General features: G+C 63.4%; 21 protein-coding genes. 8 read left to right on the top strand and 13 right to left on the bottom strand.

Going from position 1 to position 23,758, the window contains the following annotated elements:
- Position 1 precedes the first annotated feature (1 nt).
- Genes P3G66_RS24900 through P3G66_RS24880 form a run of 5 tightly spaced genes read right to left on the bottom strand, consistent with a single transcriptional unit; the run spans position 2 to position 4,971 of the window.
- Positions 2-1,042, bottom strand: a complete 1,041-nt coding sequence (locus P3G66_RS24900; RefSeq protein ID WP_054827505.1) for an ABC transporter substrate-binding protein — start codon at positions 1,040-1,042, stop codon at positions 2-4.
- On the bottom strand, positions 1,039-1,890 hold the full coding sequence (locus P3G66_RS24895; protein ID WP_042449225.1) for an ABC transporter ATP-binding protein: 852 nt from the start codon (positions 1,888-1,890) through the stop codon (positions 1,039-1,041). Before P3G66_RS24895 ends, P3G66_RS24900 begins: the two co-directional genes overlap by 4 nt.
- Positions 1,891-1,913: 23 nt before the next feature.
- On the bottom strand, positions 1,914-2,963 hold the full coding sequence (fepG, locus tag P3G66_RS24890; RefSeq protein WP_003946259.1) for an iron-enterobactin ABC transporter permease: 1,050 nt from the start codon (positions 2,961-2,963) through the stop codon (positions 1,914-1,916).
- Positions 2,960-4,087 (bottom strand): Fe(3+)-siderophore ABC transporter permease, encoded by a 1,128-nt coding sequence (locus tag P3G66_RS24885; protein ID WP_003946222.1) that lies wholly within the window; start codon positions 4,085-4,087, stop codon positions 2,960-2,962. Before P3G66_RS24885 ends, fepG begins: the two co-directional genes overlap by 4 nt.
- A complete protein-coding gene (locus P3G66_RS24880; protein ID WP_276117259.1) occupies positions 4,084-4,971 on the bottom strand; it encodes a siderophore-interacting protein in 888 nt (295 codons plus the stop codon). Before P3G66_RS24880 ends, P3G66_RS24885 begins: the two co-directional genes overlap by 4 nt.
- 257 nt (positions 4,972-5,228) lie before the next feature.
- Between P3G66_RS24880 and P3G66_RS24875 the strand changes: the two genes are divergently transcribed.
- Complete coding sequence (locus tag P3G66_RS24875; RefSeq protein WP_241199025.1) at positions 5,229-6,887, top strand: ABC transporter ATP-binding protein; 1,659 nt, start codon at positions 5,229-5,231, stop codon at positions 6,885-6,887.
- Positions 6,884-8,641, top strand: coding sequence for an ABC transporter ATP-binding protein (locus P3G66_RS24870; RefSeq protein WP_276117258.1), 1,758 nt, complete (start codon positions 6,884-6,886; stop codon positions 8,639-8,641). The genes P3G66_RS24875 and P3G66_RS24870 overlap by 4 nt, the downstream gene beginning before the upstream one ends.
- A 43-nt stretch (positions 8,642-8,684) precedes the next feature.
- Here P3G66_RS24870 and P3G66_RS24865 read toward each other — a convergent pair whose 3' ends face one another.
- Positions 8,685-9,509 (bottom strand): AraC family transcriptional regulator, encoded by an 825-nt coding sequence (locus tag P3G66_RS24865; protein ID WP_042920975.1) that lies wholly within the window; start codon positions 9,507-9,509, stop codon positions 8,685-8,687.
- A 139-nt stretch (positions 9,510-9,648) separates the two neighbouring features.
- Here P3G66_RS24865 and P3G66_RS24860 point away from each other — a divergent pair, with 139 nt between their 5' ends.
- Positions 9,649-11,133 carry an acetyl-CoA acetyltransferase gene (locus P3G66_RS24860; RefSeq protein WP_276117257.1) on the top strand — a complete coding sequence of 495 codons (1,485 nt, stop codon included), beginning with the start codon at positions 9,649-9,651 and terminating at the stop codon, positions 11,131-11,133.
- An 80-nt stretch (positions 11,134-11,213) separates the two neighbouring features.
- Here P3G66_RS24860 and P3G66_RS24855 read toward each other — a convergent pair whose 3' ends face one another.
- Positions 11,214-12,452, bottom strand: a complete 1,239-nt coding sequence (locus tag P3G66_RS24855; RefSeq protein ID WP_276117256.1) for an HNH endonuclease signature motif containing protein — start codon at positions 12,450-12,452, stop codon at positions 11,214-11,216.
- A 218-nt stretch (positions 12,453-12,670) separates the two neighbouring features.
- Here P3G66_RS24855 and P3G66_RS24850 point away from each other — a divergent pair, with 218 nt between their 5' ends.
- Entirely contained in the window at positions 12,671-13,090 is a 420-nt protein-coding gene (locus P3G66_RS24850) for a TetR family transcriptional regulator (RefSeq protein WP_081558219.1), read from the top strand.
- Here the strand turns inward: P3G66_RS24850 and P3G66_RS24845 are convergent.
- The 4 genes from P3G66_RS24845 to P3G66_RS24830 form a co-directional block, all read right to left on the bottom strand.
- Positions 13,087-14,895 carry an ABC-F family ATP-binding cassette domain-containing protein gene (locus P3G66_RS24845; protein WP_003946255.1) on the bottom strand — a complete coding sequence of 603 codons (1,809 nt, stop codon included), beginning with the start codon at positions 14,893-14,895 and terminating at the stop codon, positions 13,087-13,089. The genes P3G66_RS24850 and P3G66_RS24845 overlap by 4 nt on opposite strands.
- Complete coding sequence (locus P3G66_RS24840; RefSeq protein ID WP_030536307.1) at positions 14,895-15,830, bottom strand: 4-(cytidine 5'-diphospho)-2-C-methyl-D-erythritol kinase; 936 nt, start codon at positions 15,828-15,830, stop codon at positions 14,895-14,897. Before P3G66_RS24840 ends, P3G66_RS24845 begins: the two co-directional genes overlap by 1 nt.
- 81 nt (positions 15,831-15,911) lie before the next feature.
- Positions 15,912-16,688 carry an ABC transporter permease gene (locus P3G66_RS24835; RefSeq protein WP_276117255.1) on the bottom strand — a complete coding sequence of 259 codons (777 nt, stop codon included), beginning with the start codon at positions 16,686-16,688 and terminating at the stop codon, positions 15,912-15,914.
- 36 nt (positions 16,689-16,724) lie between these two features.
- Positions 16,725-17,720, bottom strand: a complete 996-nt coding sequence (locus tag P3G66_RS24830; protein ID WP_080726601.1) for an ATP-binding cassette domain-containing protein — start codon at positions 17,718-17,720, stop codon at positions 16,725-16,727.
- Between the two features lie 97 nt (positions 17,721-17,817).
- Here P3G66_RS24830 and P3G66_RS24825 point away from each other — a divergent pair, with 97 nt between their 5' ends.
- Entirely contained in the window at positions 17,818-18,786 is a 969-nt protein-coding gene (locus P3G66_RS24825; RefSeq protein ID WP_276117254.1) for a YafY family protein, read from the top strand.
- Positions 18,787-18,882: 96 nt separating this feature from the next.
- Here P3G66_RS24825 and P3G66_RS24820 read toward each other — a convergent pair whose 3' ends face one another.
- Complete coding sequence (locus P3G66_RS24820) at positions 18,883-19,086, bottom strand: cold-shock protein (RefSeq protein ID WP_003946232.1); 204 nt, start codon at positions 19,084-19,086, stop codon at positions 18,883-18,885.
- Positions 19,087-19,400: 314 nt separating this feature from the next.
- On the opposite strand from P3G66_RS24820, the gene P3G66_RS24815 reads away from it, so the two are divergent.
- The 3 genes from P3G66_RS24815 to P3G66_RS24805 are packed head-to-tail and all read left to right on the top strand — an operon-like array spanning position 19,401 to position 22,793.
- Positions 19,401-19,610, top strand: a complete 210-nt coding sequence (locus P3G66_RS24815) for a heavy-metal-associated domain-containing protein (protein ID WP_003946267.1) — start codon at positions 19,401-19,403, stop codon at positions 19,608-19,610.
- Between the two features lie 7 nt (positions 19,611-19,617).
- On the top strand, positions 19,618-20,532 hold the full coding sequence (locus tag P3G66_RS24810) for a hypothetical protein (protein ID WP_042921281.1): 915 nt from the start codon (positions 19,618-19,620) through the stop codon (positions 20,530-20,532).
- Positions 20,532-22,793, top strand: coding sequence for a heavy metal translocating P-type ATPase (locus P3G66_RS24805; protein WP_030536311.1), 2,262 nt, complete (start codon positions 20,532-20,534; stop codon positions 22,791-22,793). Before P3G66_RS24810 ends, P3G66_RS24805 begins: the two co-directional genes overlap by 1 nt.
- A gap of 58 nt (positions 22,794-22,851) precedes the next feature.
- Here the strand turns inward: P3G66_RS24805 and rsmA are convergent, their stop codons facing one another.
- Positions 22,852-23,751 carry a 16S rRNA (adenine(1518)-N(6)/adenine(1519)-N(6))-dimethyltransferase RsmA gene (rsmA, locus tag P3G66_RS24800; RefSeq protein WP_276117253.1) on the bottom strand — a complete coding sequence of 300 codons (900 nt, stop codon included), beginning with the start codon at positions 23,749-23,751 and terminating at the stop codon, positions 22,852-22,854.
- Between the last annotated feature and the right edge of the window lie 7 nt (positions 23,752-23,758).

The following is a 23,758-nucleotide window of genomic DNA, read 5'->3' as shown; positions in this document are numbered from 1 at the left end:
ATTACTGCCCAGCAGTGATTCGTCCGGCCGCTTCCTCGAGAACGTCGAGGAAGATGGCCGCGGTGAGCGCAAATCCTTGGTTGTATCGCGCGTCGCTGGTCAACACGTTGCCCGCTTGAACTGCAGGCAACCGCTGCCACGTCGGCTGCGACTTGATCGCGTCGAGCGCTTCCTGATCGCGTGCTTGGGCGATGATCACATCCGCCGGAGCCAAGGTGTCGAGTTGCTCGAACGACAACTCGAACGAGTTCTCTGCATTGTCGTCGTCACGGAAAAGCACGTCCAGGCCGGCATCGAGTGCAACACTGATTCGCAGATTCCGCTGATGCACAAGGAAGCCCGTCGGCGTCTGAACGCCGAACACGATCTTCTTTCCGCCCAGCTTCTCCTGCAACATCGGTCGCAGTCTCGCGAGCTTGTCGTCGTACTCCGCAATGGAAGCCTCGGCGATCGTCACCCGGTCGAGCTGGCTCGCCTGCGCCATCAGAGCACCTCGCCAGTCGACCGGGTGCCCGGCAATCGGTTCGACGTCGTCGCCGACGACCAACAGCGGCGCGATGGAAGACAAGCGCTCGGTGCCGTACCAGTCACTGGTGTATCCGATCGCAGTGATGACGATCAGATCGGGCTCGAGAGCGAGCAGAGCCTCGAAGTTGGTGGAGAAGTCGCCGGCGACGTTGACGAAGCTCGCGTCCTCGATGGTGCGGCCGGGAAACTGGAATCCTGCCTTGGCGTCGGGGAACCAGAAGTTGCCCGATCCGACGATCGGGTAGTCCATCATCATCGCGAATTCGAGGTCGACGCGGCCGTCGAGCACCACCACACGCTTCGGGTCGCGCGGAACGTCGCCGCTGAACTCGGCCCACGTGTACGGGAGAGTGTCACTGGCAGAGTCGGATTCGCCATCGGAGCTTCCGCAGGCGCTCAGCGCCAATGCTGCAGCCACACCAGCTGCGCCACCGAAGAATCGGCGTCGCGAAATGCGGTCGACGATCTGAGCCCACTCCGTGTCGGTAACCTGCGCATCCAGGACGAGTGTCATACCTTTGCTCCTTCGATGTTTCGCTGACGCTCGCGTCCCAGCGGAATGACCAGCGGTGTGTGGGAAACCGGATCGTCGATGATGCGGCACGCCATGCCGAACACCTCCTGCACCAGTTCTTCGGTGATGATCTCCGCGGGCGGGCCCTCGGCGACCACCGCGCCGTCCTTCATCGCGATGATGTGAGTTCCGTAGCGGCACGCGTGATTGAGATCGTGAAGCACCGCCACCAGCGTGTGTCCGTCGTTCTCGTTCAGATCGCGGCAGAGTTCCAGCAGCTCGATCTGGTGCGCGATGTCGAGGAACGTCGTCGGCTCGTCCAGTAGCACCAACGGAGTCTGCTGCGCGAGAACCATAGCTACCCAGACACGTTGGCGCTGACCACCGGACAGTTCGTCGACCGGCCTGGCCGACAGATCCGTGACCTTGGTTGCCTCCATCGCCTTGATGACGGCGGCCTCGTCCTCTCGGGACCACTGGCGGATCAGCTTCTGGTGCGGATAACGCCCTCGCGCAACCAGATCGGCGACTTTGATTCCGTCCGGCGCGATCGACGTCTGCGGCAGAAGCCCGAGTCGCCTCGCAACTTCCTTTGCCGGGTACGACGTGATCGTCTTACCGTCGAGAAGGACCTTGCCGGTGGTCGGCTTGAGCAACCGGGACAGCGCACGCAGAAGCGTCGACTTGCCGCAGGCATTGGGACCGACGATGACGGTGAAGCCACCGTCGGGGATTTCGACGTCGAGGTGTTCCGAGATGACGCGCTTGTCGTAACCGATCGTGACGTCCTCGGCGCGAAGCCGATTCGTCCTTTCGACCACGACGGCGGCCGTACTTGTCTCGTTCACGCTGTTCCTCGTTCCTTCACCGATCACTGCTTACGTGCCTCTCGCGCGAGAAGCCATACGAAATAGATGCCACCGATGGAGACGGTGACGACGCCGACCGGCAACTGTGTCGGCGCGAAAGCTCGCTGCGCCACCCAGTCGCTGACCATCAGCAACGCGCCACCCATTGCTGCCGACGGCAGCAGGGTCACTCCGGCACTACCGGTCAATCGCCTCACCAACTGCGGAGCCGCCAGCGAGACGAACCCGATGGGACCGGCCGCTGCTGTCACCATGGCCGTCAGGGCGACGCCGAGAACAACCAGGGAAAGCCGCGTGGGTTCGGCCCGGACGCCGAGCGCCTTGGCGGCGTCGTCGCCCATCTCGAGCATCTGCATCCGCCTGCCCAACACCAGGATCAGCGGAACGAGGATGGCCAGCACGACGACCACCGGCCACACCTGAGTCCAGCCGAGGCCGTTCAACGAACCGGCACCCCACACTGCGGCAGCCATGGCGTCGTCAAGTTTCGCCTTGAGGATCATCCAGGTGTTGACCGAGCCCAACATCGCGCTGATGGCGATACCGACGATGATCAACCGGAATCCCTGCACACCTCGCTTGTACGCAAGGAGATAAACAACTGCTGCGGTGGCGATTCCGCCCACCAGAGCACCGACTGCGATCTCGTAGTAAGTACCACCGATGAGGAGGATGACCACCAGAGCGCCCGTGTACGCACCGGAGTTGAAGCCGATGATGTCCGGGCTACCCAACGGGTTCCTGGTCAGCGATTGGAAGATCGCACCGCTCATACCGAGCGCCGCACCGAGCATCAGCGCCAACAGAACTCGGGGCAGACGCCATTCCACGACGACCATGTGGATACGCGCGGGGGCTTCGCCGAACAGTGCACCGAGGACGTCCCCGATCGGCACTTGGTAGTCACCACTACCGAGCGCGATGACACCGATGGCCAATGCAAGCGCAACGAGGACGAGGCAGACTGTGACCGTGCGGACGTCGATCCGCGCGGACCAGCCTTCTTTGGGTGAGCGCACCACCGTGGTGGCGCGCCCGAAATCGATGCTCACAGACCGCTCACCTTGCTTCGACGCACCAGCATGATCAGCACCGGAGCGCCGATGAAGGCCGTGACGATGCCGACCTGAAGTTCACCCGGGCGCAGCACGATTCGGCCGACGACGTCGGAGAAGAGAAGAAGAATCGGCGAGCACACCAACGTGTACGGGAGAATCCATCGCTGATCCGGTCCGACGAACCATCTCGCGACGTGCGGAACCATCAAACCGACGAATCCGATCGGCCCGGCCGCAGCTGTCGCCGCGCCGCACAGCAATGTCACCGCGATGACACCGAGGATGCGAGTACGAGTGATGTTGGCACCGAGCGAACGTGCCAGATCGTCACCCAGGGCCACCGCGTTGAGTTGGCGCGCCAACGCGAGCGCCAGGAAGAGCCCGATGAGAATGAATGGGGCAACGGCCAGAACGATTTCCAACGAACGCCCGCTGAGTGAGCCGGCATTCCACTGGCGCATCTGGTCGAAGGCGGTCGGGTTGAGCAAGGTGATCCCGGACGAGATGCCGCCGAGCACGGAGCCGATGGCAACACCGGCAAGCGTCAGCCGAATGGGCGTCGCACCACCTCGACCGATCGAGCCCAGCGTGTAGACGATCGCCGTGGCTATCACCGCTCCGAGGAAAGCGAACCATATGTACGACCAGATGCTGGTCAAGCCGAAGACCGCGACGGCAACGACCATCGCGAAGCCCGCGCCGGCATTGACACCGAGAATTCCTGGATCAGCCAAGGGATTTCGTGTCATCGCCTGGATGAGGCCACCGGCCACACCCAGTGCCATACCGACTATCAGACCGAGCAGAGTACGAGGTAGCCGCAGATCACGAATGATCACGTGATCATTGGAATCGTCGTAGTTCACCAGCGCGTCGATCACGGTGCCGAACGGAATGGTCTTCGATCCCACCGCGATACTCAGCAGGAGCACGGCGGCGAGCACCACCAGGCAGACCAGAAGACCCGCCATACGACGAGAGTTGGTCGATACCAGCCCGTCCGGTTGCTTCTGCTTCTCGTGTAGCGACTCGTCGATCAGTTCTTCGGTGTGTTTGTCGACTGCACTCTTGTCCGCCGCACCGCTGTCGACAGCACTCTTGTCGAATCCAACGGTCACAAGCCGGCGCTCTCTAGAGTCTTCTCGACCTCGTCGCGGATCTCTTCCTCGTCGCGGTCCGATTCCCAGGCCGCATCGAGTGCCGCGCGGACACTTTCGTCGAGGGCCTCGTACTTCGCGTTCCACACCTCGGCTTTGTACGTCCAGTAGCCGATGACCTTGTACTGCTCACCCGGCAACTTCAGTTCGTGGCGAAGGTACTTGCGGATGTCACGGAGCATCGTGCTCTCGCCTGCAACCCACACGTATCCGAGTTCGGTGGGCAGGTTCATCGCACGAACCGCGTCCGGCAACTTCGACGGTGCAACACCGTTGCCACTGCCGACCAGCCAGATGAACTCGACGTCGGCGTCCGAGGTGATCTGCTGCTTGTGAGACTCGTCCACCACCTCGACGATCGCCTTGGCCGACATCCCGGCGGGCAACTGTTCGATCAAGCGCCCGAGTGCGGGGAGTCCAGTCGCGTCGGCGACGAACACCTGCCAGCGTGCGTCGACTGGGGGCTCGTAGAGGCCGCGAGATTCGCCGATCGCCAACTTGTCACCGATCTCGGCCTTCTGTGCCCAGTCGCTGGCGATACCACCCTCATGAACGACGAAGTCGATCGTCATGCGGCTGGTTTCGGAATCGAACCGTCGCACGGTGTACGGCTGGCACGGGGACGGTTCCTCTCCCTCCGGGTATCGCCAACCGCGCGGTGCATCCGGATCTTCCGCCGGTAGAACGAACTTGCCTGTAGCCGGGACCGGGAAGTGGAGGCGCAGGTATTCGTCACCGGTGCCGGTGGTTTCGAAGGCGGTCAGTTCCTCCCCACCGAACACGATACGAACCATTCCCGGGGTCACGTACTCCTTGTGAAGTACCTCGCCGAACACAAGACTCACAACAATCTCCAACATCGATGGAACATGAACCGGACCCGAACACGAGGATCTATCCGACTTCCGGACATAGTTAACCCGTGCTAAGTAAGGTAGACCTTAATTTATTGCAGTGTCGTCGATGAGTCGATGCCTTCTCCGCTGCAACGGGGCCAACTACTATCGCAATTCGGCCAACGCAATACGTATGGCCTGTTCACGACAAGTATTGGCACCGGTGTGACTTCTGACTACCGCCCACGATCCCTAGCGTGGACCCAGTGCCTTCGACACCACTTCTTTCGGCCGAGACAAACGGTCCCCCAACCAGCCCGGCGATCACGCCGCGTCAGGTAATCACACGCGCGATCGCTTCCGAAGGTCGCGGAGCCAAGCTGGCGGCCGCGTCCGTCGGCTTCACCGGCCACCAGGTCGCGGAAGCGTTGGTGCCGGTGGTGATCGGTGCGGTCATCGACCGTGCTGTGGCGACCAACGATGCCGCCGCACTCGGAAAGTGGATCCTCGTTCTCGGAATTCTCTTCACCGGCTTGTTGCTCAGTTGGCGCTTCGCGGCGCGCATCTCCGATTCCGTCACCGAGCACGGAGCACATCGCTTGCGGATGGACATCGCGCGCCGAGGCCTCGATCCGCACGGCATGTCGCCGCGGCGTATGCCGGGCGAGGTCTACTCGATTGCAACATCCGACGCGGGTTCGGTGGCCGGATTCACGCACACGCTGAGCACCAAACTTGCGGCCGCCTGCGGAGTGCTGACCGCCGCGATTTCGCTACTGGTGATCTCGGTGCCACTCGGCCTGCTCGTCATCCTCGGCACTCCCCCGGTGCTGGCTCTCATGCAGGTGGTCAGTCGGCCGCTCGAACGCCGAGCCGAAACAGATCAATGGCAGGGCGCCAAGGCCGGCGCGCTAGCCGCAGATCTACTCTCCGGACTCCGAATCCTTTCCGGAATCGGCGCCGGAGATGCTGCAGCGCAGCGGTATCGGGGAGCCAGCCGGACTTCGTTGGAAGCAACCCTTCGCGCACAGAGATACCAAGCGATGTACTCCGCCGCCAACGTTGCGATCGCCGGCGCTTTCCTCGCTGTCATCGCGTACGTGGGCGGACGGATGGCAGCGTCCGGGAGCATCTCGGTCGGTGAATTCGTTGCCGTGGTTGGTCTGGCACAGTTCCTTCGGGGTCCGTTGATCGACATCATCTACTTCGGCGCCGGTCTGGCACGGGCGCGTGCTTCCGCCAACCGCGTCGCAGCACTTCTCGGGACCACCGAGGCTGTGACTCCCGCGGGTGAACCTGTGTCCCTGAATCACTCCGAGTTCCTGACGCTGCGCGACGTCGTGTTGGCCGGAGCGTCACCAGTCGATCTCGACGTCAAACGCGGCGAGATCATCGGCATCGTCACCGAGAATGCCACATGGGCGGATGCGTTGGTCGACGCACTGGCGCGTCGAATCGAGCCTTCGAGCGGAACAATTCATCTCGGCGACAACGCCATTCACGAGCTGCACATCGACGAACTTCGCACTCACGTTCTGGCAGCACCGCACGACGCGGCACTGTTCATCGGCACAGTCGGCGACAACATCGACGCCCTCGCACCGATCGGCAGCCGCAACGACGAGGCCATCGCCGCTGCTGCGGCAGATCAAGTGATCTCGGCACTGCCGCTCGGCCTCGCAACCCGAGTCACCGAGCAAGGGAATTCTTTGTCCGGCGGTCAGCGTCAGCGCATCGCGTTGGCGAGGGCACTGGCGAGCGAAGCTCCCGTCCTGGTCCTGCACGATCCCACCACTGCCGTCGACTCCGTCACCGAAGCGCGCATTGCTCGCGGGATCGCCGAGGTACGCGGGGCACACGCCACAATACTTCTGACCAGCAGCCCCGTGCTGCTCGATATCTGCGATCGGGTGATCGAGCTGTGAACGAACTACTCCCCACCGCAACACCGAAACAGGCGCGGCGCGCGGCACTTCGGTTGATGGGACCCCACCGAATTTCCGCGATCGCAGCAGTCGTCACCCTGACCGCCGCGACCGCGATCGGTCTGCTCACACCGCTGGTCCTCGGCGCCATGGTCGACGCCGTGACCGAGGCAGACGGCGACGCTGTCTCTCGCATCGGCACATTGACTCTCGCGTTGGTCGGCATCGCGGTTGCCTCATCCCTTCTCGTCGGAGTGAGCAACTACCTGCTCGCCGGCGTCGGCGAGCGCGTTGTCGCCGACCTTCGCGAAGAAGTCGTCGTCCGGGTTCTCGACCTTCCGCAGAGCGACGTCGAACGCGCCGGGCGCGGAGATCTCGTCTCCCGCATCACCGGCGACGTGCGGTTGGTGACCCGGGCTGTATCCGAAGCACTTCCGGTTTTTGCCACCGCGGCACTGACCATCGTGTTGACGCTGATCGGATTGGGTAGCCTCGATTGGAGATTCGCCGTCGCCGCGGTGATCGCGGCACCCATCCAGATCCAGGCGCTGCGCTGGTACCTCTCGAGGTCGGCACCGGTCTACCGCGAGGAGCGGGAGGCAGAAGGTGCACGTGCGCAACAGCTCCTGGACTCGCTGAGCAACTCCGACACCGTCGGATCGCTTCGCCTGGCCGAGTCGCATCTCGAACAGATCGAATCTCGATCGATGACGGCCGTCCGGCTGAGCTTGTTGACCACGCGTCTACGCACCAGGTTCTTCGGCCGGCTCAACATCGCGGAGTTCATCGGCCTGTCCGCTGTGCTGATCACCGGCTTCTGGCTGGTGAAAGACGGTCAGATCAGCATCGGTGCCGCCACCGCCGCAGCCCTGTTCTTCCACCGCCTCTTCGATCCGGTGGGCGCGGTTCTCAGCGTGTTCGACGAATTGCAGGAAGGCACAATCGCGATGGCTCGCCTGGTCGGAGTCACGCTTGCGCCCGTGCCATCCGCACCGACCGATCCGCAGGAACCTGTCGACAGCTCAGCTTCTTTGGAACGCGTCACATTCTCGTACCGAAGCGGCGACGCTCCTGTTCTGCGAGACATCGACATCACCATTCCGGCAGGAACCGTCACCGCACTGGTGGGCGCTACCGGAGCCGGAAAATCTACAGTCGCAAAGCTGATCGCGGGAACCTACGAACCGACCGAAGGCGTCGTGAAGATCGGGACGGTGCCCCGGAACGAACTGCCACCGTCGACATCTCGGAGCGCGGTGGCCCTCGTGACTCAGGAGGTCCACGTCTTCGCCGGCACGTTGGCAGAGGATCTGCGGCTGGCCGACCCGTCGGCAACCGACAACGACATCACCGCGGCGCTCGATACCGTCGGCGCGTCGGATTGGCTGCGGGCTCTCCCGGACGGACTCGAAACCGTGGTCGGAGACGGTGGACACCGGCTGACCGCAACACAGGCACAACAACTTGCGTTGGCAAGAATCGAATTACTGGATCCGCCGCTGCTGATTCTCGACGAGGCGACCGCCGAAGCGGGCAGCGCCGGAGCCAGGGTCCTCGACGATGCCGCTCTCGCTCTGACCCGAGGTCGCACTGCTGTCACAGTGGCACACCGACTCTCACAGGCCGTCGACGCCGATCAGATCCTGGTGATGGACGACGGCCGCGTCGTCGAGCACGGCTCTCACGACGAGTTGGTCAACCTCGGGGGTCGGTACGCGGACCTGTGGGAAGCGTGGTCCGCTCCGCGGAGTTGACCGCGACGGTTGCACCGAGCACTTCCGCCCGGTGCAACCCAACTCAAGCGTGCAGAAGGTACGGCACCGATTCCGGCGCCACGCTCCCCTTGTTCATCATGCTGCCGGGTGTGCGGCCGGTGACCCGGCGGAACACTGCGACAAAGGCACTCGGAGTTTCGTATCCGACCCGCCTACTGACAACCGAAACCGGCACTCCAGCAGCTAAATACGTCAACGCTGCGCGGACACGTACCTGAATTCGCCACTGCGCAAAAGTCATTCCCGTGCCCTGAGCGAACACACGCGTCAGCGTACGGACGCTACCGCCAGCCGTCAGCGCCCATTCGGACAGCGACCGCTGGTCTGCCGGATTGGCGACCAACGCTTCGGCAACGAACAACGCTCGCGGATCGGTCGGCATCGGAACCTCCACCGCAGCGACTTCGAGCGGCTGCAACATGTCGAAGGCCACCCGCTCGGCGCGACTGCGCGCCTCGTCGGGCATGTTCCGCCGATGCATGTGCAGGAGTACCTCACGCAGGAGAGCGCTGACACCGAACAAGCCCGGAACACCCGACGGCGCCTCGTGAGCCTCGGGCCGGAAGTAGGTGCAGAAGAACTCCGTACCCGGACCGGCCTTCACGGCATGCAACGCCCCGGCAGGCAGCCACAGTCCGGCCGAAGGCGGCACCTCCCAAGTGATGCCGTCAGCGACAACCGTGAGCATTCCACCGGAGTTTCCCCAGATCAGCTCATGTTCAGGATGACGATGCGGGGCCCACTGCCGCTGATGAGAGAGCTTCAGAGTCACCGTTGTCATCGAGTAGGGGTGATCGATGGAACGCGGCCCCACGGGCACCGAAATTCTCTCTGCCACAGCTGTCATGAAGACGAGTATAGGACTTTCGTTAGGCATACCTAAATAGGAACCCGAAAATCGTTGACTGTGACCCCAGAGTTACACATACCAGGGTCCCCGATATCGTGACTGCAACTCCCGGCTACGGGTCGGCAACGAGAGGTACATGATGGTTGACGCATCACGAATCCCGGTCAGCGTCGGCGATCTGCGCTGGAATCCTGCCGACGGGCACCGCGAACCCCTCGATCTGATTCACGACGCCACCGTCGCCGCGTTGAACGACAGTGGACACGCTGAACTGGGAACACAGATCGATTCCGTGTTCGCGATCAAGACAGTCAGCTGGTCGTACGACGATCTCCCCGGGCTACTCGCCTCACGATTAGGCGCGACCCCCACGGTCACCTCTACCTCGCCGATCGGTGGCCACTGGCCCGCGGCGCTCCTCGATCGGATCGGCGCGGCCATCGCTCGCGGTGAATCCTCGGCTGCTCTGCTCGTGGGCGGCGAATCGCACGCCAGCAGTACCGCCCTGCGAAAGTCCGGAGTCGCCCCCGACTCGATCGGGTGGACAGCCGCGCCGGGTGGGCCTCCCGGATTCGATCCGACCGACCTGGGAAGCGCCGAAATGCAGCGCGCCGGTTTCATCGTGCCGACTCGTGTCTACCCGCTCTTCGAGAACTGTTTCAGTGCTGCCGAGGGCCACGACGCCCGTGAATCGCTCGACTGGTCCGCGCGGATGTACGCCGCGTTCTCGGAACTGGCTTCGAAGAATCCCGCCTCCTGGACGTCGGAGATCCGATCGGCAGACGAGATCGGCACCGTCGGCCCCGGCAATCGGATGGTCTCCGAGCCGTACCCGCTGATGCTCAACGCCATGCCTTTCGTCAATCAGGCTGCGGCCGTTGTCGTCTGCTCGTTGTCGACGGCCCGCGAGTTCGGGATCGATGAAAACAAGCTGGTGTACCTCTGGGGCGGCGCAGGTGCGAGTGATCCGTTGGACATACTCAGCCGCAACAGCTTCGACAGCTCGGCCGCGATGCATGACGCCGTACATCGCACACTCGACGGTGCCGGAGTCGGCGCCGACGCACTCGACATCGTCGATGCCTACAGCTGCTTCCCAATCGTGCCCAAGCTGTTGATCCGCGAACTCGGACTTCCCGATACCGCGATCCCAAGCGTCACCGGAGGACACTCGTTCTTCGGCGGACCGCTCAACAGCTACACCCTGCATTCCGTCGCTGAAGTCACCAGGCGAATTCGCGACGGCGCGAACCTTGCCCTCGTCCACGGCAACGGTGGATTCCTCACCTACCAGCACTGCGTACTGCTGTCGTCCGCCGCTCATGCCGACGGGTACGTCGGTGATCCCGACGCACGCGCGCTAACTGCGGAGGTTCCGGAACTGATCACTGATTACACGGGCACGGCGGAAATTGTCACTACCTCTGTCGAATACGGCCGCACCGGGGAGCCTGAGATCGGGTTCGTGATCGCGGCAACGCCGGACGGCCGCCGCGTCGCCGGTCACACCGGTCCCGAGAATGCCGCCGAACTGACCCAGCTTCGCGGTGACAACCCTCCGTCGATCGGGCGAACTGTTCACATCAGCGACGAGAACGGGCGACTCACGCTCACGTTCTGACAGTAGCGTTCTGACAGTAGACAGCCGTCAGCACCGGGGCATGGTGATGCCCCGGTGCTCACGTCTTCAGTTGTCGCGATTCACGCCGCGGTGGGTGGGCTGTTCCCGCCGATCGGCTGCTGATACGGATCCACCGACATCGGCGGATAGAACACCGTCTTCCGATCCGGCCCGATCTCCACCCGCCACTCGGTGTGATGCATCGTCCGATGATGATGACCGCACAACAGAATCAGATTATCGAGATCCGTTGGGCCACCATCGTTCCAGTGAACAATATGATGGGCATCGCACCACCCCGACGGTGTCCCGCACCCCGGAAACGCGCAACCACCATCACGAACCGCCAACGCCCGCCGCTGCGGCACCGTCGCCGTTCTCGCTTCCTTACCGCAGTCGAGCGGAACACCATTCTCGTCCAGGAGGATCCGGGTGACGGTGCAGTCGCACGCCAACATCCGGGCAGTATCGATACTGATCGGACCTACCCAATCCGTCCACGCGAAACCCAGTTCCTGAGTCGACGGCAGGAGGTCTTTCAACGCTTTGAGGTCGGTCATGTCTTTCGCCGACGCAGTCACCGTGATGTGCGGTTTCACCCCGCCCTCGATCGGACCCAACCCCGCCCGCTCGTACCGCCGCAGTAGTTCGCAAAACCCGTCCGCCCGCCGTAGCGCCGGCGTGCGGGTGTCCTTGACCCCGTCCTTCTCCGGCGTCGGCGCAGACAGGCTCGACAGCAACGTGATCAGACGGGCCCCGTTCACAGCATCCAAGTCACCCTTCACAGTGACCCGCCCGTACAGGCCTTTCGAGGCGTAGAACTCGTTACGTTCGGAATCCTCACCGACCGGGACGCCGTCTTCGCGTTTGCCGTACTGCTTCTCGATCCGGCGGATCGCCGCCCGCACCGCATCACAATCAGCGATGTTCTTCGACGCCAGGCCAAGCAGAATCCCGCGGGCCTTGTCCACATCCGCCGGCGTCATGTTCTTCGGTGGATGCTGACAGAACGACGCCACCTGCCGGGCTTTCAACGCATCCACGTCACCGCGGTGAAACGCATCGCCTACAACCGGTTCGAGCATCAACAACCGCGCCAACCCGACCAGCAGACTGCACTCACCGATCTCCAGATTCGTCGAACCATGCAACCACTGCGCGATCACCCGAAAACCCTTCCCGCCAAGAACCTCACGGGAAAACATCTCCACGATCAGCAACACCATCCGCGACTGCAATTCGTGTCGGGCGCGCACCAGATCCAGAACCTCACTCTTGAGGTCCTCGCCATCCAGCTGCCACGCTTCCCGACTGTCCATGCTCAAAGTTTAATCGAACATACTTTCGATAACCAGAGACAAACCGGACAACTTCGGGAACATGAAGACTCGAGACCTGTTGAAGTACATCACCATTCAGCTAGCCGTCAAAGACGACGCGATAGAGGACGTATCCCGCGAAACACACAATCGCAACAACGCACAGCACGAGCAGGATGTCGAAAAAGACGGGCCGGGTTGGGTTTCAAGCCTGGTCGATGAGAGGCGTCGAAGACGAGGCGGGCGTGCCACACGGCAGCGCACGGCACTACTTCGCAAACCAGCGTGGACTGATAGTCGAGGTGGTGCGACACCTTCTGGACGGTGATCTTCCTCGCCCGGGCGAGACGCCGAAGCAACAGGTGGCCCGGTGGCTGGGGCCTGAATCCGGCCGCACTCGGGCGCGTTACGAACTGATCATCGCGTCATTCCACGATCCCGACCTCGCAGTGGAACTGGTGCGTGGTCGGGATCGGTTTGTCGACATCCTGGTCGAACGCGGCATGACCTCGTCCGATGCAACGGAGTTGGTCGCAGCACTGGACGGGCTCGTTCTGGACGCACTGCTGCGCAGGCATGCTCCGGAAACCCTGGATCCCGAGCGAATCTTCAAGAGGTTCGCAGCGAAGTTCCCCTAGCCGTCCAGCTCGGCGAAGAGCTCCATCCACTGCTCTTCGGCGGCTTCCTTGTCGGCGATGACCTGCTTGAGTTCTGCGCCGAGTTTCTGCAGCTTGTCCGGGTCGGTGGCCGCGTCGGCGAGGGAAGCGTGCAGCTTCTTCTCTCGGTCGTCGAACTTCGCAATTGACCGCTCGAGCTTCGAAAGTTCCTTGCGTGCAGCGCGATCCGCGGCACCGTCGCGGACCTGCTTGCTCTTCGACGCACCACTCGCCGTCGAAGCCACCGACGGGTTGTCGCCATCCCCCATTGCTGCGCGCCGACGCAGGTAGTCCTCGATACCGCCGGGCAGGTTGGTGAGCTTGCGGTCACCGAAGAGCGCCCAAGTGGTGTCACAGATGCGCTCGATCAGGTACCGATCGTGCGAGATGACCACCATGGTGCCCGCCCAGCCGTCGAGCAGATCTTCGAGTTGCTGAAGCGTGTCGATGTCGAGATCGTTGGTCGGCTCGTCGAGAAGCAGGACGTTGGGCTCGGCCATGAGGACACGTGTCAACTGCAGACGTCGGCGCTCACCACCGGAGAGATCACCGACTGGGGTGCGCTGACGCGCCGGTGTGAAGCCCAACCGCTCAGCCAGCTGACCCGCCGATACTTCCTTGTCTCCCAGCGTGATTCGCTCGGCTACATCCTTGACCGCGTCGAGTACGCGCATGTCGGTCGGTAGATCGTCGAGTTCCTGCTTGAGCCAACCGATGTGGACGGTCTGCCCCTGAATGCGCTTTCCGGCGGCAGGCTCGAGTTCGCCGGCCAGAGTCCGCAGCAGAGTCGTCTTGCCTGAGCCGTTGACGCCGACCAGGCCGACACGCTCACCCGGAGCGAGACGCCAGGTCAGATCCTCGACGAGTACGCGGCCGTCCGGGGTCTCCAGACGCGCGTCTTCGAGTTCGATGACAACCTTGCCGAGTCGACGCTGGGCGAAGGACGCAAGTGCCACCGCGTCACGAGGTGCCGGAACGTCGGCGATCAAGGCCTCCGCGGCCTCGATGCGGTACTTCGGCTTGGACGTACGGGCCGGCGCACCGCGGCGCAGCCATGCGAGTTCCTTGCGTGCAAGGTTGCGTCGACGCTCTTCGGAAGCGTCAGCCTGACGCGAACGCTCGGCGCGAGCGAACACCCAGTCGTTGTAGCCACCCTCGTAGCTTTCGACGCCGCCGCCGACAACCTCCCAGGTGCGGGTGGCGACGGTGTCGAGGAACCAGCGATCGTGGGTCACGACGACAAGCGCGCTGCGACGCGAGACGAGGTGCTCGGCCAACCACTGAACACCTTCGACGTCGAGGTGGTTGGTGGGCTCGTCGAGCACCAGCAGGTCGAGGTCCTGAACCAGGGCCGCAGCGAGAGCCACGCGGCGACGCTCACCGCCGGACAGGCCGTCGACCTTGGCATCCAATGCGGACCGCTCGCCGCCGGCGCCCAGGTTGTCGATGCCGATACCCGAGAGCACCGAACGGATGCGCGCGTCGCCGGCCCATTCGTGTTGCGCCACTCCGAGCGGCCCCAGGACCACTTCACCGACGGTGGAGCCGGGAGGCAGTACACCGCGCTGCGTCACGACGGCCATACGCAATCCGCCGACGCGGCTGACGCGTCCCGAATCCGGCTGCTCCACACCCGCGAGGACTTCGAGCATGGTCGTCTTACCGCCACCGTTGAGGCCGACGACGCCGATGCGCTCGCCCTCCTCGACGCCCAGGGAGACCCCGTCGAGCAACGGCTTGACGCCGAAAGACTTCGACACGTTTTCCAGATTGATCAGATTCGCCATCAGTGCTGTCCCTTTGCCGCATTGTCGAGTATTCGTGCTCCGGGAACGGGTCCGCTCGCCACGCGAACGGTGCGGCACACCCCCGCTCCCGCAAGTTCTGCGCTCACTTCCACCGCGGACTGTGCGTCGGCGCAGAGAAAGGCGCATGTCGGTCCGGAGCCGGAGACGATGCCGGCCAAAGCTCCGGCTTCGACGCCCGCTCGAAGCGTCCGTCGTAGATCCGGGTTGAGTGAGAGTGCCGCAGCCTGCAGATCGTTGCCGAGCAGCGACGCAAGCAGATGAGCGTCACCCGTGGTCAGTGCCTGGATCAACGCATCGGCGCTCCCCAACCGTTTCGGGGAGCCTTCTGCCCGCAGCTTGTCCAGCTCGCGGAACACGACTGGTGTGCTCAAGCCACCCTTGGCCAGCGCCAACACCCAGTGAAAAGTGTGGCGGGTCAACACGGGGACAAGTTGTTCGCCGCGGCCGGTTCCGAGGGCAGTGCCACCGTGCAGCGAGAACGGAACGTCACTCCCGAGGCGTGCCGCAAAAGCGTCGAGATCAGGCCGCGAGAAGTCGAGCTTCCACAAAGCGTTGAGCGCAACCAAAGCGGCGGCTGCGTCGGCACTCCCGCCGGCCATTCCGCCTGCGACGGGGATGCCTTTCTCGATGACTATCTCGACGTTCGGGGCCACGCCACCCTCGACGGCGAGCATCTCGGCGGCACGCCACACGAGGTTGGTGCGATCGGTCGGCACGGCCGCGGCGTCGTCGCCGATCACCCGCACGGTCAAGGTGTCCGCAGGCGCCACCGTGAGGGTGTCTGCCAGCGACAATGCCTGAAAAACCGTCGTCAGCTCGTGATAGCCGTCGTCTCGCAGGTCCCCGACGGCAAGGTGGAGATTCACCTTGGACGGGGCCCGGACGACTACGGGGCGTGGAACGACGGAGAGCACAAGGAACAACAATAGGCGCTGCGAACACCTGGGCGAAAACCTGCGACCGCAGCAGCCCGTCCGACAGCCAGCACACCCACGCTATTTCACCGCGCGCACACCTACGCCCAGACCGACCACCGCCACGCCCAAGGCGGCGACGATTCCTGCCAGAACGCTGCTCGACGCGAAGTCTCCGGCAAAGAGTGCCCGCTCGGCGTCTACGACGTAGCCGAGCGGATTGATGTTCACGAGGACCTTCATCCAACCTGGTGCGTCCTCGAGTGGAAGCATGGTTCCCGACAGGATCAGGAGCGGGAACATCAGCGTCTGCTGAACGACCCAGAACATCCAATCCTGCTCCCGCACAGCCAGAGCGAGAGCGTACGAGAGCGCACCGAGTCCGACGCCGAACACTCCCAGCAGGACTATCCCGAGCGCGGCTCCCGCTGCATTGACGTCCAATCCGAGCGGAAGTGCGACCAGAATGATCAGAATCGCCTGCGCGGCAAGCGGAACCATCTCCTTGCACGATCGCCCGATCAACAAGGACGAGCGTCGGAGCGGAGTCACCAACATTCGCTCGTGCGATCCCTGCTGCATCTCCATCAGGAGGTTGGACCCGGTCATCGTCGTTCCGAAGATCGCGATCATCACCAACACACCGGGAATGAACCAATTCCATACGCCGTCACCGGTACCCGGAACCCCTTTGAGCAGAGGCCCGAACAACGCCAACAGGATCAGCGGCTGGATGAGGCTGAAGATGACGCTGACCGGGTCGCGCAACATCGGTCGCAGCTCACGGCCCATCACGATTGCGCTGTCTCGAACGATGTTGCCGTGCACGGTACGTGGGGTATCGAGTGTGATTGTCATGGCGGATTCCTGTTCGTCGAAGTTCTTTGTCGTGTTTCAGGAAGCGACCGCGGCGGCGCTCTCGCGCAGGCTGCGGCCGGTGAGAGTGAGGAAGACGTCGTCGAGAGTCGGCCTGGTGATGTCGGCAGTGAGTGCGCGGGCACCACGGGCATCGGCTTCACGCAGCAACACCGGTAGCGTCGAATCACCCTCGCCGGCACGGATACTCACCGAACTCGCCTGGACGGTGACGTCACGCACAGTGACAAGTCGCTCGGCCACCGACGCTGCGACGGCGGCCGCCTCGACGCTGTCGAAGGTGAGCAACAAATGATCTCCGGCAAGATCAGCCTTGAGTGCGGCAGCGGTGTTGTCCGCGATGACAGTGCCTTCGTCGATGACGATGACCCGCTCTGCCATCGAATCCGCTTCTTCGAGGTAGTGCGTGGTCAGCACGATCGTGGTGCCCATCTCGCGCCGCAGCCGGAGGATGTGGTCCCAGAGGTTGGCCCGACTCTGCGGGTCCATGCCCGTGGTCGGCTCGTCGAGGAACAGGAGCGGTGGGCGATGGACCAGGCCCAGAGCGATATCGAGCCGCCGTCGCTGCCCGCCGGACAACGTACTGACCTTTCGAGTGCCCAACTCGGTGAGTTCGAGATCACGCAGCAGCTCGTCGGCCCGGACCTGCGAGTCACCCTTGGGCATTCCGTAGCACAACCCCTGCGTCACCAACTCGTCGCGAACTCGCTGGTTGTGGCCGGCGCCGTTCCCCTGCCCGACGTATCCGAGGCTCGATCGCACCTCGTTTCGTGCCGCAGCGATGTCGAATCCTGCGATTCGCGCGCTGCCGGACGTGGGCTCGAGCAAGGTGGTCAACATGCGCAACGTCGTCGATTTCCCGGCGCCGTTCGGCCCCAGCAAGGCAACCAACTCACCCTCCGCTACGTCGAGCGTGACTCCCTTGACTGCTTCCACGAGTTTCTTGCCCTGAGCGAAGTGCTTGGTGAGCGCCTTCGTCTCGATCATCGGTCTGCCGTCGTTGATGCGACTCATGACGTGGCCCCAATTTCTTCTCGACTGGTCGGATGTGGACCAACCTAAATTCAATTGAGGACTCATACGGTCCTAAATGTTTGGCAGACTTCTGGCCATGAAGGAGACATCGGCTCGCCTACTGCGATTGCTGTCACTGCTCCAGACGCGTCGAGACTGGTCCGGTGCCGAACTCGCAGACAAACTCGCGATCACCCCGCGCACGGTTCGACGTGACGTGGACCGCCTCCGCGATCTCGGCTATCCGGTCGACGCGACAGTCGGAGTCGGTGGCGGATATCGCCTGGGTGCCGGCGCGGAGATGCCCCCGCTACAGCTCGATGACGAAGAAGTGCTCGCGGTGGCACTTTCACTGCAATCCGGAGCGACCGGCTCTGTGGTCGGCATCGGCGAGGCTTCGATGCGCGCGCTGGCGAAGCTGCGGCAGATCATGCCGTCGAGGCTGCGACACCGTCTGGAATCGCTGTCGATCGATGTCGTGCCACGCGAGCCCGCCGCGAGCGCAGTCGATGCGTCGGTACTGTCCGCCATCGCATCCGTATGCCACAACCACGAGCGATTGAGATTCGACTACAGCACTCACGACGGCACCCAGAGCCGACGCGAGGTGGAACCGTACAGGCTCGTGCGGTCGGGTGTTCGGTGGTATCTGGTGGCTTGGGATCTGTCTCGCGAAGACTGGCGGTCGTTCCGCGTCGACCGGATGGAACCCAAGATCCCCACCGGCCCACGATTCGTGCCGCGGGAACTACCCGCCGGTGGTGCAGCAGACTTCGTGTCCCGCGGTGTCGCTCGGGTCTATTCCTCCACGCGCGCAACAGTTCTACTGCATGCACCCATCGAGCAGATAGCACCCATGGTCAACGAACAGTGGGGATCGGTGGAGTCCACCGACGAAGGGCGTTGCGTCATAGTGCTTTCGGGCACTTCTCTGCGATCGATCGCACACTGGCTCAGAGCTTTCGACGTCGATTTCACCGTTGTGAATCCACCTGAACTCCGCGAGGAATGCCGCACGATCGCGGCGGAAACGGCAGTCGCCACTCAGCGGTATCTCGATGCATGACAGCGTTTTTCACCCAAATACAACAAGACCCCAACTCCGAAGAGTTGGGGTCTTGTCAGTACGTCATGCGTCGGTTGCCCGACTCACATGGACGTCTTAGACGATGGTAACGCCGGTGGCCTGCGGGCCCTTGTTGCCCTGACCGATCTCGAACGCCACGCGCTGGTTCTCCTCGAGAGTGCGGAAGCCGCCACTCTGGATCTCGGAGTAGTGAACGAAGACGTCAGCACTGCCGTCTTCGGGAGCGATGAAGCCGAACCCCTTCTCGGAGTTGAACCACTTCACGATGCCCTCTGCCATGTAAATCTCCTCTAACACAGTGTCAACAGGCAGTCGCTTCGACCGCCCGGGTCACTTACTACGACCGTTCTGAGACAAATCCGTGGAGGATGTCCAAACGCTCGCAACCTAACCATTTGCGAGCGTGGAAACACAAACACAAACACTTACGACCAACACAAGTAGACCACACATCCGCCCTGTTGTCTTCCCTGAGGCCTTCGTCACTGCCCAGCCCGTTGACAGGCATACCCCCTGGGGGTACCTTCGATTGCAGAGTGATACCTACACCGGGTATCCGTAAAATAAGCTTTCCACAACCGAAGGGACCTGCGATGACCACCGCCGAATACACCGTTTCCGGAATGACCTGCGGACACTGCGTCGGATCCGTCAAGGAAGAGATCGGCAACATCGCGGGAGTAACCGCGGTGGATGTCGAACTGGCGAGCGGACGTGTCGTCGTCACCAGCGATGCTCCCGTCTCCGCAGCCGACGTCGTCGCAGCAGTCGACGAAGCCGGCTACGCAGTCGTACCAAGCTGAGTCAGCCGTGCGCACCTCGACAACACTTGCCGCCTACGCCGTAGGGCTGGTCGCCGTCTTCGGCGCCGCCCTCGGCGTGGGGGCCGCAATCGGAAGCCCGATAGACATGTCCACCGCCCAGCACAGCACCCACGAATCAACCACAGAATCGATGCCAGGCATGGATTCGGCAACACCTGCAGGACTCGAAGTCTCTTCCGGCGGATACACACTCACCGATGTGACCGCACCCGGTCGAGCTGGGGAGCCGGGAACCTTGACCTTCCGGATTCTCGACGACACCAACACGCCCGTCGTCGATTTCGACCTCCTGCACGAGAAGAAACTCCACCTCATTGTCGTCCGAAACGACACCAGCGAATTCCGCCACGTACATCCGTCCCTCGCTGCAGACGGCACCTGGTCGATCGACTGGGCCTGGCCCGCCGCCGGCACCTACCGAGTCTTCGCGGACTTCGATCCCACCGACGGCACCCAACTGACACTCGGCCGAAACTTCGACGTGGCAGGCGAATTCACTCCTGCGCCGCTACCTGCGAAGAGCGCGACCGCAACCGTCGACGGATACACCGTGACTCTCGACGGTGATCTGACCACTGCCGGCGGCCCGATCACGCTGAGCGTTGCTCGCGACGGAGCCCCGGTCACCGATCTCGATCCGTACCTCGGTGCCTTCGGTCACCTCGTTGCCCTGCGCACCGGCGACCTCGCCTACCTGCACGTGCACCCCGAAGGCGAGCCAGGCGACGGCGTCACAGCTCCTGGTCCGGACATTTCCTTCCACGCACAGGCACCGAGCGAAGGCACATACCGGCTGTTCCTCGACTTCCAGCACGAGGGCGTGGTTCGGACCGCCGAATTCACTGTTGATGCAGGCATTTCCACAGCTTCAGTTCCAGACAATCACGAGGGAGGGCACTGATGACGTCACCGACTGCGGTCGACAATGCTGCCAACTCGAGCAGCGTCGAACTCGCGATCACCGGGATGACCTGCGCCTCCTGCGCGTCACGAATCGAGAAGAAGCTCAACAAGATCGACGGCGTCACAGCCACCGTCAACTACGCGACGGAGAAGGCCAAGGTCACCTTCCCGGACGGGGTACCCGTCGAAGATCTGGTCACTGCCGTCGAGAACGCCGGTTATTCCGCCGCGCTCCCCAAGCCGCCCAGCGCGCCGGACACCGTCGACCCGGATGCGGAAACCCCGCAGGATCGTGATCTGCGCGAGCTCCGTACCCGCCTGATCATCTCGACTCTTCTCTCCGTGCCGGTCATCGCTATGGCGATGATTCCTGCGCTGCAGTTCGACAACTGGCAATGGCTCTCCCTCACACTGGCCGCACCGGTCATCGTGTGGGCGGCCCTCCCCTTCCACCGGGCTGCCTGGGTGAACCTGCGTCACGGCGCGGCCACGATGGACACGCTCATCTCGCTGGGCACCATCTCGGCCTTCGTCTGGTCGCTCTACGCACTGTTCTTCGGCACTGCGGGCGAAGCCGGTATGAAGCACGCCTTCCGGTTGACGGTCGACCGGATGGACGGCAGCGCCAACATCTACCTCGAAGTTGCCGCGGGCGTCATCACGTTCGTGCTCGCCGGACGCTACTTCGAGCACAAGTCCAAGCGCACGTCCGGCGCCGCACTACGCGCACTCATGGAGCTCGGTGCGAAAGACGTCGCGGTATTGCGCAACGGCGTCGAAGTACGAATCCCCGCCGAAGAACTGGCAGCGGGCGACTCCTTCATCGTCCGGCCCGGCGAGAAGATCGCCACCGACGGCATCATCACCGAGGGCCGCTCAGCCGTCGACATGAGCATGTTGACGGGTGAATCCGTGCCTGAGGAAGTCGGTGTCGGGGACACTGTCGTCGGCGCCACCGTCAACGTCGGTGGAACCTTGACCGTCGAGGCCACCCGGGTCGGGAGCGACACCCAACTCGCCCAGATGGCGGCACTGGTCGAAGACGCCCAGAACGGCAAGGCCGAAGTTCAGCGCCTCGCCGATCGGATCGCCGGTATCTTCGTACCGGTCGTCATCGCGATTGCCGTTGCGACACTGGGCTACTGGCTCGGCACCGGTAACCCTATCGAGATGGCCTTCACCGCTGCTGTCGCCGTGCTGATCATCGCGTGCCCCTGTGCCCTCGGATTGGCAACGCCCACAGCCCTGTTGGTGGGCACGGGTCGCGGAGCCCAGATGGGAATCCTCATCAAGGGACCCGAGGTGCTCGAATCGACGCGCGCAGTCGACACCGTCGTGCTCGACAAGACGGGAACCGTCACCACCGGTCAGATGACATTGCTGGACACCGTGGTGGGCGAAGGAACAACCGTCGACGAGGTCCTTCGGCTGGCGGGCGCACTCGAACATCGCTCCGAGCACCCCATCGCCGCAGCGATCGCGAAGGGTGCGACCGAAGCCGTGGGCGAATTGCCTGCGGTCGAGGATTTCGTGAACGTCGCCGGGCGCGGCGTGCAGGGAATGGTCGACGGTCACGCCGTCGTCGCGGGCCGAGACGCGCTGCTCGCCGACTGGTCGATGCCGTTGCCGGAAAATCTCCGCGAGGCGAAGGCTGCAGCAGAGAAGGCCGGGCGCACCGCAATCGCGGTGGGCTGGGACGGCAAGGCGCACGGCATCCTCGTGATCGCCGACGCGGTCAAGGACACGAGCGCCGAAGCAATCGCGCAGTTGAAAGCACTCGGCCTCGAACCGGTTCTGCTGACCGGTGACAACGCCACCGTTGCTCGCACTGTCGCGGATCAGGTCGGGATCAGCACCGTCTTCGCCGAGGTCATGCCTGCGGACAAGGTCGACGCCGTCAAGAAACTGCAAGCGGAAGGACGCGTCGTGGCCATGGTCGGCGACGGCGTGAACGACGCGGCAGCCCTGGCTCAGGCCGATCTCGGCCTGGCGATGGGCACGGGTACCGACGTTGCGATCGAGGCCAGCGACATCACTCTGGTGCGCGGTGACCTGCGGTCGGCGGCCGATGCAATTCGACTGTCCCGCAAGACGCTCAAGACCATCAAGGGCAACCTGTTCTGGGCATTCGCCTACAACACGGCTGCGATCCCGCTGGCTGCGGCCGGCCTGCTCAACCCGATGCTCGCCGGTGCCGCAATGGCATTCAGCAGTGTGTTCGTGGTGAGCAACAGCCTGAGGTTGCGGCGGTTCAAATAAGGGGGCAAGCCCCTGTGCGCGGTTAGGGAGTCCCTGCACTCCTTAACCGCGCACGGGGCTATTCGCCTCCAGCCAGCCGAACGAAGGCTGCTGCGTCGAGCATCTCGCCACGCGTCTGTGGCTCGATGCCGGCAGCGAGGAGCCGTCGTTCGGCCTCGGCAGGCGAACCTGCCCAACCGCTGAGAGCGGCACGCAAAGTCTTGCGGCGCTGTGCGAACGCGGCGTCGATCGCCGCAAAAACCTGCTTGCGGTGCTTCTCGTCCATCGGCCACGGCGGCTCCGCGTACCGATCGATACGAACCAGTCCTGATTCGACCTTCGGCACCGGCCAGAACACGTTGCGTCCGACTGCACCAGCGCGGCGAACCTCGCCGAAGAAGTTGGCCTTGACGCTGGGAACGCCGTAGATCTTGCTTCCCGGATCAGCCGCCAGGCGATCGGCAACCTCGGCTTGCACCATCACGAGTGCGGTCCGCAGACTCGGAAGCGACGCGAACAGGTGCAACAGCACCGGCACCGCGACGTTGTACGGCAGGTTCGCGACAAGCGCGGTCGGCTCGCCGGGAATCTGCGAAGGCAGCACACGCATCGCGTCGGCTTCGACGACGGTCAGGCGATCGGCCAGTTCCGGCGCTCGCTCGGCCACCGTCTTCGGCAGGCGAGCCGCGAGGTTGGGATCGATCTCGACCGCGATGACCCGATCGACCACGTCCATCAGCGCCATCGTCAGCGAACCGAGACCAGGCCCTACCTCGAGAACGACGTCGTCACGTGTCACGCCTGCCGTGGTGACGATGCGCCTCACGGTATTGGCGTCGTGAACGAAGTTCTGCCCCAACTGTTTCGTGGGCCGGACACCGAATTCCTCGGCAAGAGCGCGCACCTCGACCGGACCGAGCAGGGCTGCCCGCCCGCGCGGAGTAGCGATGGGTTCGTTCGATTGTTCGGCGTCTGACACCAGTAGA

This window comes from Rhodococcus sp. C3V, from assembly GCF_029269915.1.
GTDB classification, from domain to species: Bacteria; Actinomycetota; Actinomycetes; order Mycobacteriales; family Mycobacteriaceae; genus Rhodococcus_F; species Rhodococcus_F qingshengii.
This window is presented reverse-complemented; position numbering and strand designations above follow the sequence as displayed.

Coding starts and splice junctions, on each gene's coding strand:
- P3G66_RS24835 (WP_276117255.1), bottom strand. CDS start 16,688: ATGACAATCACACTCGATACCCCACGTACCGTGCACGGCAACATCGTT.
- P3G66_RS24830 (WP_080726601.1), bottom strand. CDS start 17,720: ATGAGTCGCATCAACGACGGCAGACCGATGATCGAGACGAAGGCGCTC.
- P3G66_RS24815 (WP_003946267.1), top strand. CDS start 19,401: ATGACCACCGCCGAATACACCGTTTCCGGAATGACCTGCGGACACTGC.
- P3G66_RS24845 (WP_003946255.1), bottom strand. CDS start 14,895: ATGGCGAATCTGATCAATCTGGAAAACGTGTCGAAGTCTTTCGGCGTC.
- P3G66_RS24860 (WP_276117257.1), top strand. CDS start 9,649: ATGATGGTTGACGCATCACGAATCCCGGTCAGCGTCGGCGATCTGCGC.
- P3G66_RS24850 (WP_081558219.1), top strand. CDS start 12,671: ATGAGAGGCGTCGAAGACGAGGCGGGCGTGCCACACGGCAGCGCACGG.
- P3G66_RS24865 (WP_042920975.1), bottom strand. CDS start 9,509: ATGACAGCTGTGGCAGAGAGAATTTCGGTGCCCGTGGGGCCGCGTTCC.
- P3G66_RS24855 (WP_276117256.1), bottom strand. CDS start 12,452: ATGGACAGTCGGGAAGCGTGGCAGCTGGATGGCGAGGACCTCAAGAGT.
- P3G66_RS24825 (WP_276117254.1), top strand. CDS start 17,818: ATGAAGGAGACATCGGCTCGCCTACTGCGATTGCTGTCACTGCTCCAG.
- P3G66_RS24805 (WP_030536311.1), top strand. CDS start 20,532: ATGACGTCACCGACTGCGGTCGACAATGCTGCCAACTCGAGCAGCGTC.
- P3G66_RS24820 (WP_003946232.1), bottom strand. CDS start 19,086: ATGGCAGAGGGCATCGTGAAGTGGTTCAACTCCGAGAAGGGGTTCGGC.
- P3G66_RS24900 (WP_054827505.1), bottom strand. CDS start 1,042: ATGACACTCGTCCTGGATGCGCAGGTTACCGACACGGAGTGGGCTCAG.